At 69.8% G+C, this 12,347-nt stretch carries 10 protein-coding genes; 5 read left to right on the top strand and 5 right to left on the bottom strand.

From position 1 onward, the window contains the following. Nucleotides 1–46: 46 nt before the first annotated feature. The 3 genes from selD to AC1DW3_RS04570 form a co-directional block, all read right to left on the bottom strand. Nucleotides 47–1,111, bottom strand: a complete 1,065-nt coding sequence (gene selD / locus AC1DW3_RS04580; protein WP_477929010.1) for a selenide, water dikinase SelD — start codon at nucleotides 1,109–1,111, stop codon at nucleotides 47–49. Nucleotides 1,112–1,120: 9 nt separating this feature from the next. Then, a complete protein-coding gene (gene mnmH, locus AC1DW3_RS04575) occupies nucleotides 1,121–2,167 on the bottom strand; it encodes a tRNA 2-selenouridine(34) synthase MnmH (protein ID WP_477929008.1) in 1,047 nt (348 codons plus the stop codon). 106 nt (nucleotides 2,168–2,273) lie between these two features. Further along, on the bottom strand, nucleotides 2,274–3,545 hold the full coding sequence (locus tag AC1DW3_RS04570; RefSeq protein ID WP_477929006.1) for a Glu/Leu/Phe/Val family dehydrogenase: 1,272 nt from the start codon (nucleotides 3,543–3,545) through the stop codon (nucleotides 2,274–2,276). 183 nt (nucleotides 3,546–3,728) lie between these two features. Between AC1DW3_RS04570 and AC1DW3_RS04565 the strand changes: the two genes are divergently transcribed. Further along, on the top strand, nucleotides 3,729–5,720 hold the full coding sequence (locus tag AC1DW3_RS04565) for a cation:proton antiporter domain-containing protein (RefSeq protein ID WP_477929004.1): 1,992 nt from the start codon (nucleotides 3,729–3,731) through the stop codon (nucleotides 5,718–5,720). On the opposite strand, the gene AC1DW3_RS04560 is transcribed toward AC1DW3_RS04565, so the two are convergent. Next, nucleotides 5,717–7,690 (bottom strand): acyltransferase family protein, encoded by a 1,974-nt coding sequence (locus AC1DW3_RS04560; protein WP_477929002.1) that lies wholly within the window; start codon nucleotides 7,688–7,690, stop codon nucleotides 5,717–5,719. The genes AC1DW3_RS04565 and AC1DW3_RS04560 overlap by 4 nt on opposite strands. Nucleotides 7,691–7,787: 97 nt before the next feature. Between AC1DW3_RS04560 and AC1DW3_RS04555 the strand changes: the two genes are divergently transcribed. Further along, a complete protein-coding gene (locus AC1DW3_RS04555; RefSeq protein ID WP_477928999.1) occupies nucleotides 7,788–9,050 on the top strand; it encodes an acyl-CoA dehydrogenase family protein in 1,263 nt (420 codons plus the stop codon). Nucleotides 9,051–9,167: 117 nt separating this feature from the next. Here the strand turns inward: AC1DW3_RS04555 and AC1DW3_RS04550 are convergent, their stop codons facing one another. Continuing rightward, entirely contained in the window at nucleotides 9,168–9,929 is a 762-nt protein-coding gene (locus tag AC1DW3_RS04550) for an esterase/lipase family protein (protein WP_477928997.1), read from the bottom strand. 171 nt (nucleotides 9,930–10,100) lie between these two features. On the opposite strand from AC1DW3_RS04550, the gene AC1DW3_RS04545 reads away from it, so the two are divergent. From AC1DW3_RS04545 to AC1DW3_RS04535, 3 genes are all read left to right on the top strand, one after another. Further along, complete coding sequence (locus AC1DW3_RS04545; protein ID WP_477928995.1) at nucleotides 10,101–10,496, top strand: DUF2177 family protein; 396 nt, start codon at nucleotides 10,101–10,103, stop codon at nucleotides 10,494–10,496. A gap of 13 nt (nucleotides 10,497–10,509) precedes the next feature. Further along, nucleotides 10,510–10,743 (top strand): DUF2805 domain-containing protein, encoded by a 234-nt coding sequence (locus tag AC1DW3_RS04540; protein ID WP_477928993.1) that lies wholly within the window; start codon nucleotides 10,510–10,512, stop codon nucleotides 10,741–10,743. A gap of 164 nt (nucleotides 10,744–10,907) precedes the next feature. After that, nucleotides 10,908–12,137 (top strand): AGE family epimerase/isomerase, encoded by a 1,230-nt coding sequence (locus AC1DW3_RS04535; protein ID WP_477928992.1) that lies wholly within the window; start codon nucleotides 10,908–10,910, stop codon nucleotides 12,135–12,137. Nucleotides 12,138–12,347: the final 210 nt, after the last annotated feature.

Here is a 12,347-nt window from a genome sequence, read left to right as displayed (position 1 = left end):
TGGCCGCAGCCTGTCCATCCGGGATGACAGAATTGTGCCTACGTACCTACCTCAGCCGCAGGCCGCCCGGGCCCTGGGCCACCACACCACCGATTTCCGCCGCGGCCTCGAAGCCATGGGCGCGAAACACGGCCAGCACCTCGGCCACAGAACCGGCATCGCAGGACACCAGCAGGCCGCCACTGGTCTGGGGATCGGTCAGCAGCGCGCGGTCGGTGGCCGTGAAATCCGCGGGCAGCTGCACGTCCGCGCCATAGCCGGCCCAGTTGCGCCCGGAGGCGCCCGTCACCATGCCGCGTTCGGCCAGCGCACGGGCCAGGGGCAGCAGGGGCACGCTGGCCCAGTCGATCTCGACACCGGCCTGGGCGCCGCGAGCCAGCTCCAGCGCGTGGCCGGCCAGGCCGAAACCGGTGACGTCGGTCATCGCATGGACGCCCGCCAGCGCCGCCAACTCCGGCCCCGGGGTGTTGAGCTGGGTCGTGGTGGCGATCATCTGGGCATAGCCGTCGGCGCCGAGAGCCTCCTTCTTCAAGGCCGCCGACAGCACCCCCACGCCCAGCGGCTTGCCCAGCACCAGCCGGTCGCCCGGCCGGGCGTCGGCATTGCGCTTGACGCGCTGGGGGTGCACGACGCCCAGGGCGACCAGGCCGTAGATAGGCTCGACCGAGTCGATGGTGTGGCCACCGGCGATCGGGATGCCGGCGGCGGCGCAGACCGACTCGCCACCTGCCAGGATCTTGCCGATGACGTCGACCGGCAGCACATTGATGGGCATGCCGACCAGGGCCAGCGCCATGATGGGCTTGCCACCCATGGCATAAACGTCGCTGATGGCGTTGGTCGCCGCGATGCGGCCAAAGTCGAAGGGGTCGTCGACGATGGGCATGAAGAAGTCGGTGGTGGCGATCAGCGCGATCTCGTCGGTCAGCTGGTAGACGGCGGCGTCATCGGCGGTCTCGATGCCGACCAGCAGTTCCTTGGGCGCCGGGAAGTTGCGCACGCTCTTCAGGATCTCGCTCAGGACGCCGGGGGCGATCTTGCAGCCGCAGCCGCCGCCATGCGACAGCGAAGTCAGGCGTGGCACCGGGGGCGTGGTGGAGGTTGGGGTCATGGAAGTGGCCTAGGGCAGTGAAGCGATGCGACGGGCCAGGGCCTGGATGCCGTCATCCGACAGATCCTCGCATTGCAGGCGCTGGGCGTCAGGCAGGCCCGCCAGATGCCGCCCCTGCGAGCGGGCATACAGCGGGTCGTAGTGCCTGGCCATCAGCGCTTCGAAGAGCGGCGGCAGCTCACCCGCCAGCGCCCAGTCCTGCCACTCGGCCAGCACCTCCTTGGGCAGCAGCTCGCGCAGCGTGCCGAGCTTGTCGGCGAGGGCCTGCGGGTCGTCGCCCAGCCAGGCGTAGTCACGCAGCAGATAGTCGAGCCGGGCCGCGGGCGAGGCGTCGATCTCGACGACGGGGCTCTCGCGCAGGCGCTGCAGCAGCGGCTCGGGCACGGTGATGCGCCCGATGCGCCGGCTTTCGGCCTCGACCCAGACGCGGCGGCCCAGGTCGAAACCGGCCAGGCCCTGCATCAACTGCGTCTCGAAGCCCTTCTGCGACGGCTGCGGCCTGCCGGGCATGGCCCCGAGCACCGAACCGCGATGCGCCGCCAGGTCTTCGAGATCGAGCACCTGCTCGCCGTGCTCAGCCAGGGCCTGCAGCACGCGCGTCTTGGCGCTGCCCGTCGGGCCGCAGAGCACGCGCAGGTCGAGCTGCGGCGCGCGCAACGCAATCTGTTCGATGACATGGGCACGCCAGGCCTTGTAGCCGCCCTTGAGCTGCTGGGCGTCCCAGCCCACCAGCCGCAGCCAGTTGACGAAACTGCCGCTGCGCATGCCGCCGCGCCAGCAATAGACCAGGGGGCGCCAGTCCTTGGGCTTGTCGCGGAAGCGTTCGTCCAGGTGGCGGGCGATGTTGCGCGCCACCATGGCACCACCGATCTTGCGCGCCTCGAAGGCCGACGTCTGGACGTAGATGGTGCCGACGATGCGGCGCTCCTCGTCGTCCAGCACCGGGCAGTTGATGGCGCCGGGCAGATGGTCGAGTGCGTATTCGGCCGGGGAGCGCACATCGATGAGGACCGTGAACTCGCCCAGCTCGTTCACGGTGGTGGGCTTGTGGCTCATCGATCGTCTTGGCGCTGCTTCCTTGGCGCAGCAGTATCCGTCCTGCGGTTGGTGCAGCGCCTGCGACGGCAGCGGGCCGCCCTCCCGGACAGCCCGTGCTCGCGGCTTACGGGTACAAGCCTCGTTCCTCGCGCGCCTGCAGAACGCGCGTGCAGGCCACCGTGAAGGCGGCGGTGCGCAGCGGGATCTTGTGGTGCTCGCCGGTTTCCCAGATGTGCTTGAAGGCGCCGATCATGATCTTGTCCAGGCGGACGTTGATCTCGTCCTCGGTCCAGAAGAAGGACGAGAAGTCCTGCACCCACTCGAAATAGGACACCGTCACGCCGCCGGCGTTGGCGATCACGTCGGGCACGACGACGATGCCGCGGTCGGCCAGCACGGCCTCGCCGTCGGGCGTGGTCGGGCCGTTGGCGCCTTCCAGCACCAGGCGGGTCTGGATGCGCTGGGCGCGCTCGGCGGTGATCTGGCCTTCCAGCGCGGCCGGGATCAGGATGTCGCTCTTGATGTCCCAGAAGTCCTCGTTGGCGATCATGTCGCCACCCTTGAAGCCGGCCACGCCGCGGGTCTGGGCCACATGATCGAGCAGGCTCTGCATGTCGAAGCCGTTGTGGTTGACGATGGTGCCGGTGTGGTCCTGCACGCAGACGATCTTGCTGCCGTTGGCGGCAAACAGCTTGGCGGCGATGGAGCCGACGTTGCCGAAGCCCTGCACGGCGATGCGGGCGCCTTCCATGTCGATGTTCAGGCGGCGCATGGCTTCACGGCCGACGACGAAGACGCCACGGCCGGTGGCGGCCACGCGGCCCAGCGAGCCGCCCAGTTCGATGGGCTTGCCCGTGACGACGCCGGTCGCCGTGGCGCCGACGTTCATCGAATAGGTGTCCATCATCCAGGCCATGATCTTGCCGTTGGTGTTGACGTCGGGCGCCGGGATGTCCTGGTTGGGGCCGATGATGATGCCGATCTCGCTGGTGTACCGGCGCGTAACCTTTTCCAGCTCCTTCATCGACAGCAGCGCGGGGTCCAGGCGGATGCCGCCCTTGGCGCCGCCATAGGGCAGGTTGACGGCCGCGTTCTTGATCGTCATCCAGCCCGACAGGGCCATCACTTCTTCCAGCGTCACGTCCGGGTGGTAGCGCACGCCGCCCTTGCCGGGGCCGCGCGTCAGGCTGTGCTGGAYGCGGTAGCCCTCGTAGTGGGCGATGGTGCCGTTGTCCAGCTCGATGGGGACGTCGACGATGAGGGCGCGCTTGGGGCGGCGCAGGGTCTCGACCCAGCGGCTGAGGTTGCCCAGATAGGGCTCCACGGCGTCGATCTGCGACAGATAGGTCCCCCACGGGCTGTTGCGCGTGGGCGAAACAAACGACAGGTTGGGCATGAAATGCTCCGTAACTTTTAGTGGGCCGAACGGTATCGCGAAGGCCCGTCTCCTCGCCACGACTTGTCTAGCCAACTGCGTATGCGCCCATGCACGCAATGCATGGGACCGGTTTCCAGTGCCGGATTTCACGCCCGGCGCTTCCGGGCACGGCCGCCCCCGCCCTCCGCATACGATTGCCCCGTGACCTCCCTCGACCTCGCCCTGCTCTATCTAGTCGCCGCAGTGTTCGGCGTGGTCGTCTGCCGGTCCCTGAAGCTGCCCCCCATGCTGGGCTACCTGGCCGTCGGCGTGTTGATCGGCCCGAACGCGCTGGCCCTGGCGCACGACTCGGCCAGCATCCAGTACCTGGCGGAATTCGGCGTCGTCTTCCTGATGTTCGCCATCGGGCTGGAGTTCAACCTGCCCAAGCTGCGCGCGCTGAAGACGGCCGTCTTCGGGCTGGGCATGTTCCAGGTGGTGCTGACCATCGCCGGTGCGCTGGTCGGCAACGCGCTGCTGATGACGGGCCTGACGCTGCTGGGCCGGGCCTGGGACCTGCGCTGGGAGGGCGCGCTGATGCTGGGCGCGGCCATGGCCATGAGTTCGACGGCCATCGTCGTCAAGCTGATGGCGGAGCGGCTGGAGCTGGAGAGCCCGCACGGCAAGCTCGTCATGGGCGTGCTGCTGTTCCAGGATCTGGCCGTGGTGCCGCTGCTGGTGCTGATCCCCGCGCTGAACAGCAGCGGCGGAGCGATGGCCGAGGCGCTGGCCTGGGCCGGGCTGAAGGCCGTGGTGCTGCTGGGCCTGCTGCTCTACGGCGGCCAGAAGCTGATGCGCTGGTGGCTGACGCTGGTGGCCCGCCGCAAGAGCGACGAGCTCTTCATGCTCAACCTGCTGCTCGTCACGCTGGGCCTGGCCTGGATGACGGAGCACGCCGGCCTGAGCCTGGCGCTGGGCGCCTTCGTCGCCGGCATGCTGATCTCGGAGACCGAGTACCGCCACCAGGTGGAGACCGACATCCGGCCCTTCCACGACGTGCTGCTCGGCCTGTTCTTCATCACCATCGGCATGAAGCTCGATTGGCACCCGCTGGTGGACAGCTGGTGGCTGGTCATCCTGCTGACGGCCTTGCCGGTGCTGGCCAAGTTCGGCTTGATCGCCGGCCTGGCGCGGCTGTTCAAGTCGCCGCCGGGCGTGGCCCTGCGCACCGGCCTCTATCTGGCGCAGGCCGGCGAGTTCGGCTTCGTGCTGCTGACGCTGGGCGCCCAGCACAACCTGATCGCGCCGCAATGGATCAGCCCGGTGCTGGCGAGCATGGTGCTGTCCATGCTGATCACGCCCATCCTGGTCATGTACAGCAACCGCATCGTCATGAAGCTGTCCAGCAGCGACTGGCTGATGCAGTCGGTGCAGCTGACCACCATCGCCAAGAAGAGCATCCAGTCCGAGGCCCACGTCATCATCTGCGGCTACGGCCGTTCGGGCCAGAACCTGGCGCGGCTGCTGGAAGGCGAGCACATCCCCTATATGGCCCTGGACCTCGACCCCGACCGCGTGCGCCAGGCCGCGGCGGCCGGGCAGAGCGTCGTCTTCGGCGATGCCGCCAAGGTGCAGAGCCTGATGGCCGCCGGCCTGGCGCGGGCCAGCGCCGTCGTCGTCAGCTATCACGACACGCCGTCGGCGTTGAAGATCCTGGACCTCGTCCGCGCGCATGCGGCGCATGTGCCCGTCGTCGTGCGCACCATTGACGACACCGACCTCGAGAAGCTCAAGGCCGCCGGCGCCACCGAGGTCGTGCCCGAGGCCATCGAGGGCTCACTGATGCTGGCTTCGCATGCGCTGGCCCTCGTCGGCGTGCCGATGCGCCGCGTCATCCGCATCACGCGCGACGCGCGCGACAAGCGCTACGGCCTGCTGCGCGGCTATTTCCATGGTGCCGATGACGACACCGTCGACGAGCTCGACCAGGCCCGCCTGTCGTCGGTGACCCTGCCCACCGCCAGCCCGCACGCCGGCAAGCTGCTGGACGACCTGGCCCTGCATGCCCTCGGCGTCGCCGTGGTGTCGCTGCGGCGCGCCAACGGCAAGGGCCTGCTCGTCGACGGCGCAACGCTGGCGGGCGGCGACACCCTGGTCATCAGCGGCATGCCCGAGGGGCTGGCCCTGGCAGAGGAAAAACTGCTGGCAGGCTAGCGCGCCAGCGCCTCGATGCGACGCCGGTCCGCGACCTGCGGCAGCAGCCGGCGTGAGCCCTCGACGCTGAGGTGGCCGACATCGCGGTAATAGGCCAGGCCGTCGCTGTCCGCCGTGCGGCAGACGCCGGCGCTGCACAGCGAGGCGTCCAGCCACAGCACCGGCACATCGGCCTCGCGCTCGAAGCGCTTCAAAAGGGCCGTGACGCGCTGAGACAGTGGCGGCGCGTCGGCCAGCGAGATGCGGCAATCGGCCGGCGCGCCCAGCGTCAGCAGGCCTTGCTGGCGGCGCTCCACGCAGGCGCCGGCATCGAAGCTGCCGCGGGGCGGCGGCGACACCCAGACCAGCCGCTTGCCATGCGCGCGCAGGGCCTGCGCCAGCCGCGCCGCGGCGGCCACCAGCTCGTCCTCGGCCTGCGTGGCGGTCACCTCGCTTTCCTGTCCGCCGTCGATGCGCAGCAGATGGCCGCCGGGCGGCCCGAGGTATTGGGTCAGCAGGCTGGACAGCATCACCACGGCCGGCGCATCGGGCCGGGTCAGCGCCGCCAGCACCGAGCGGTTGAAGCGCTCGCACTGCCGCGCCCAGTCACGCGTGAAGCTGGCGCCGGCCGGCGCATCGGGCCGCCAGGGCACCAGGCCGGGCAGCGGCCCGCAGGACGATTCGGTGATCTGCAGCAGGCCGGGCGCCACCGCGGCAAGACCCGGCACCAGATGCATCGCGTACGAGTCGCCCCACACCGCCCAGCCGGGCTGCGAGGCATCGCGGCACTCGGGTATATCCACCCAGTGTTCCCATTGGTCGCAGCCGGCCGAGAAGCCGTGGTTGGGGCGGCGCGCGTCCGGTTCCGCAGAGGCGGGCGCCTTCATCAGCGGCAGCAGGGCGAGCACGGCCGTGGCCAGCAGCACCCAGCCCCAGCCGCGCAGCCCGCGCGGCAGCGGCCAGCGCCGCGTTGTCTGCTCCACGCCGCGCCACAGCAGCCAGGCCAGCGGCAGCGACATGACGCCGGTGGCCGCCCGGGCCCAGGCCAGGCCGGGTGCATGGTCCCCGCCCACCCAGGCGTTGTTGACGAAGGCGATCAGCGGCCAGTGCACCAGATAGAGGGAGTAGGAGATGTCGCCCAGGCCGACGACGGGTGCCAGCGCACGTGGCGCCCTGGGCCGGCCTGCACTGAGCAACACGGCCACCGTGGCCAGGCCGATCAGCAGCGCGTTGGCACCCGGATGGCCGATGCCACCCCAGGCGGGCAGCGGCCACAGCGGCAGGGTCAGCAGCAGCAGCGTCGCGGGCCAGCGCCCGACCGAGGGCGCGCGCCAGCCCGCCGCATGCGCCCAGGCGGCCAGCGAGCCGATGCCCAGCTCCCAGGCGCGGCTCGGCAGCAGATAGAAGGCCGCGCTGGCGTCGTGCTGTTGCAAGCCCAGGCCGAGCAGCAGGCTGGCACCGGTCAGCATCACCATCAGGCCCAGGCCGCGCCGCCCGGTGCCGACGGCCAGCAGCAGCGGCGGCAGCAGCAGGTAGTACTGCTCCTCCAACGACAGCGACCAGAAATGCAGCAAGGGCTTGAGCTCGGCCGCGACATCGAAATAGCCGCTCTGCGCCCACAGCACGACATTGCTGACGAAGCCCAGTGCGCCCCAGTGCTGGCGGGCCAGGTCGGCGCCTTCCAGCGGCGCCAGCCACCAGGGGCTGCCCAGCAGGGTCAACGCCAGCACCACGTAGGCAGCCGGCAGCAGGCGACGGGCGCGGCGCGCATAGAAGACGGCCGCGCTGAAGCGGCCTGCACGCATGCCGGCCAGCACCTGGCCCGTGATCAGAAAGCCCGAGATAACGAAGAACAGGTCGACGCCCAGATAGCCGCCGGGGACGAGGCCGGGGGCGGCATGCTGCAGCAGCACCCCGGCGACGGCCAGGCCGCGCAGGGCCTGGATGTCCCAGCGGTGCAAGGCTTCGCGGTCGGCGTCGGGTGTGGGCATGGCCGGCATTGTTGTCGCCAAGGCGCCATGCCGCCTCGGCGACAAGCTGGGCGATCCGGCTGGGCCACACTGGCGCCCTGCCATCAGGAGCCGCGCCATGAACTTCGACTACAGCCCCAAGGTCGCCCAGATGCGCGAGCGCCTGCTCGCCTTCTTCGACGAGCACATCTACCCGAACGAGAAGCGTTACCTCGACGAGGTGGCCGCCAACCGCCGCGCCGGCAATCCCTGGGTGCCCACCAAGGTCATCGAGGAACTCAAGCCCAAGGCACGCGCCGCCGGGCTGTGGAACCTCTTCCTGCCCAAGTCCAGCCGTGCGCCCGAGGGCCTGTCCAATCTCGAGTACGCGCCGCTGTGCGAGATCATGGGCCGCGTGTTCTGGGCGCCCGAGGTGTTCAACTGCTCGGCCCCCGACACCGGCAACATGGAGACGCTGGAGCGCTATGCGAGCGAGGGGCTGAAGGACAAGTGGCTGGAGCCGCTGCTGCGCGGCGAGATCCGCTCGGCCTTCCTGATGACCGAGCCGGCCGTGGCATCCAGCGACGCGACCAACATCGAATGCCGCATCGAGCGCGACGGTGACGACTACGTCATCAACGGCCGCAAGTGGTGGAGCTCCGGTGCCGGCGACCCGCGCTGCGCCGTCTACATCGTCATGGGCAAGACCAACGCCGAGGCCGGCCGCCACGAGCAGCAGTCCATGGTCGTCGTGCCGGCCAATGCGCCTGGCATCACGGTGCTGCGCCCGCTGTCCGTGTTCGGCTACGACGACGCGCCCCACGGCCACATGGAAGTGGAGCTGAAGAATGTGCGCGTGCCAGTGGGCAACATCCTGCTCGGCGAAGGCCGTGGCTTCGAGATCGCGCAGGGCCGCCTCGGCCCCGGCCGCATCCACCACTGCATGCGCAGCATCGGCGCGGCCGAGCGCGCGCTGCAGCTGCTGTGCGAGCGCGCCATCGCCCGCACCGCCTTCGGCAAGACGATTGCGCAGCAGACCGTCACGCAGGAGCGCATCGCGGAGTCGCGCTGCATGATCGAGCAGGCGCGCCTGCTGACGCTCAAGGCCGCCTACATGATGGACACGGTGGGCAACAAGGTCGCCAAGGCCGAGATCGCGATGATCAAGATCGTCGCGCCCAATATGGCCCTGCAGGTCATCGACTGGGCCATCCAGGTCTTCGGCGGCATGGGGGTCAGCGACGACACGCCGCTGGCCATGATGTGGGCCCACCAGCGGACGCTGCGCCTGGCCGACGGCCCGGACGAGGTGCACCGCAATTCGCTGGCCAAGCTCGAGCTGGCCAGCCACATGAAGCTGCCGGCCGACCGCGTCAGCATGCCGGTCACGCGCGGCGGCTGATCCCTCAGCGCAGCTTGACCGGCACCACCGGTTCGCGCGGCGGCAGCTTCTCCGGCGCGGGCACCGGGCTGGGTGAGTCCTCGCGCGGGCCGATGCGTGTTGATCCGGTGGCGACCTTCATGCCACCGCTTCCCGGCGGCGGCAGCCCAGCACGCCTGTCACGTGGTTCAGCACCTCGGGTGCCCAGCCCATGCCCATGTGGCTGGCCTGCACCTCGATGTCGCGGGCCAGTGGCCAGCGCCGTGCATGCGTGCAGGCCTCCCAGGCGACGACACCGTCACGGCGGCTGTAGAGCGAGATGGTGGGCACGGGCGGCGGCTCGGCGAGGCGCTCGCGCAGTGCGGCCTCGGCCGGCGCGCGTTGCCCGTTGAGCAGGCGGAACAGCCAGCCCACATTGGTGTCGTCAACGCTGCCGCTGAAGGGCGTGCCGATGGTGACGACATGGTGGACGCGGTCATGCCAGCGCTTGGCCAGCTCGCGCGCATAGAAGCCGCCCAGGCTCCAGCCCACGAAGCTGACCTCGCGTGCCGGCGCGACGCGTTCGTGCAGGGACTCGGCCAGCTTCTCCAGCCAGGCATCGACGTCACCGCGCGGGCCGGTGTTCATGCCCTGACCCCAGTCGAGGGCGCGAAAGCCGGCGCGTTCCAGGTGGCGGCGCAGCGGCCACAGCGTCAGGCCGTCGGTGCCCAGGCCGGGGAAAAGCACCACGGTATGGCCGGCGCCAACCTGCGTGGGCTGCTGGCGCCACTGCATCAGGGCTTGCCAAGCCTCCAACGTGGCGCGGGCGGGTTCGGAGGCCAGTAGTGACAGCGCCGGCCGCCGATTGGGCGCGACGACGGGCTTGGGAGTCAGGGTCACGACGGGGGTGGAGGTGGTCATGGCTGGGGTGGCGCAAGCCGTTGGGTCAGTCAATGGCCCCGATGCTGGGGCTGCGCGCCATGCGGCGGTGCCARCGCGGCGCCAGCGCTGCTGTAGGACGGCACTGGCCGGCACAGGAAGCGGCGCTCTCCGACGCGACGGCCACGGCGCACGCAGGCACACTGCGGCGCCATGCAAGCCTTCATCAAGCCCTATCTCGCTGCCCTGCTCGTCATGGGTGTGCTGGACGCGCTCTGGCTGGGTTGGCTGGCCAAGGATTTCTACCGCCAGGAGATCGGCGCGCAGATGGCCGACCCCATCCGCTGGGCACCGGCCCTGGCCTTCTATTTCGCCTTCCCGGCCGCTCTGGTGGCCCTGGCCCTCTTCCCCGCCGGCCAGCCGCTGGGCATGCAGATCGGGCGCGCCGCCCTCGTCGGCCTGGTGGCCTATGGCGTCTACGACCTGACCAACCTCGCCACGCTGCGCCACTGGCCGCTGAAGCTCGCCATCGTGGACACGGCCTGGGGCACGTTGGCCAGCACCCTGGCTGGTGGGGTTGCCGCGTGGGTCATGCAGCGCTTCGGCTGACAGAATGCGGGCCATGGCCAAGCCCGCACCCAAGCTCAACCCGGAAGAAGTCAAGCGCGTCATCGCCACCGCCTTCGAGGACGCGCCGCCGTACAACAAGGTGTTGCTGACGCATGGCATCGGCCATGGCGAGCTGGTGGCCCTGCTCAAGCGCGAGCTGACGCCGTCGGCCTACAAGCTCTGGGCTGCGCGTGGCAAGGCGAGCAAGGGCCCCACCAAGAAGGCGACCTGGCCCCATGGTCGCTAGAACGTGGAGCCCCTCGTCCAAGGACTACCTTGGCCGGTCCCCCGAGGGGACGACGATGCTTGCCGGCCTGACCGGCAAGCACATCGCCGGAGCGGGCCGGCTAGGGAGCGGCCCGGCGCTCGGCCCGCAGCGCGTATCGCGCGATGCTTTGCGAAGCCACTGACATGGGATTGAACATCGACCGCCGCGCCATCCTCGGGCTGCTGGCTGCCCTGGCCGCCTGCAGCGATCCGGATGCCCGCATTCGCAACCGCATCGACACCGGCTGGCACCGCGACGACCTCGAGGCCCTGCTGCTGAACTGGCATGGCCATGCGCTGCGGCCCGACGGCAGCTTCCAGCTGGCCTTCGACCGCAGCTGGAAGGCCTTGCCCCAGCCCGAGCTCGAGCTGACCGGCCAGGCCCGCCTCGTCTACGCCTTCGCGGCCGCCCACGAGTTCATCCCGGATGCGGGTTATCTCAAGGTGGCGCGGCGTGGCGCCGACTACCTGCTGCAGCGCTTTCGCGACCCCGTGCATGGCGGCTTCTTCCACACCGTCGGGCCTGACGGCGCTCCGAAGGCGACCGTCAAGCGAGCCTATGGCCATGCCTTCGCGCTGCTGGCCCTGTCCGAGATCTACCGCATCGGCGGCGACGTGCGCTACCGCGACGCGGCCCTGCAGGCCTGGCGCGAGATCGATGCCGGCTTCAGCGATCCGGCCGGCGGCCTGTACAACGAATGCGAGCGCGACTTCAAGCCCATCCCCGGCGGGCGCACGCAGAACCCGGTCATGCACATGTTCGAGGCCCTGCTCGCGCTGCGCGAGGCCAGCGGCGACAGGATGGCCGAGGGTGGCGCGCGGCGCCTGGGCGATTTCGTCGCCTACAAGCTGCTGCAGGGCCAGGCGGAGGGCAGCGCCCACATCCCCGAGTGGTACGACGAGAACTGGAAGCCGCTGCCCACCCGGGAAGCCGGCGGCTATATCGACATCGGCCATCAGTTCGAGTGGAGCCATCTGCTGACGACGGGCGCCGTGGTCTCGCCCATCTACGCCCAGGTGTCCGAACGCGTGCTCGCCTATGTGCTGGCCACGGGCTATGACGAGATCGACGGCGGCTGCGGCCTGAAGGCCTTTCCGGACGGTGGCAAGGCGGATGCGAGCAAGGGCTGGTGGCAGCAGGCGGAATGCCTGCACGGCCTGCTTGTCGCGGCCCAGGCGACGGCCCGCAACGACCTGTGGCGGCGCTATGAGCAGACGCAGGGGCTGATCAAGAGCCAGCTCGTCGACGCCGAGCATGGCGGCTGGCGCATGGCCGACGCCCTGCCCTGCAAGAGCGGCGGTTGCCGCGATGTGCAGCCCGACCCGTATCACATCGTGCGCCTGCACCAGGCCGCGCTCAAGGTCGCCAGCTGACGGCCTGCCAAAGGCGGGACATCACACGCTGTTGCTCCAGCTCGACAGCGGCCTCGGCCTGAGCACCTTCTCCTTCGCGGCGGCGCGCCCAAGCGCCGGGCCACGCCCTGGGAAGGCTAGTGGCTAACCCGGACACGCGATGCGAAAACCAGCATCGAGAAGTCCAAAAATGTGATTAGTCGCGAATCGGTCGGCCCCATAGCATGAATT

Source organism: Roseateles sp. P2_H4, from assembly GCF_056403315.1.
This window is presented reverse-complemented; position numbering and strand designations above follow the sequence as displayed.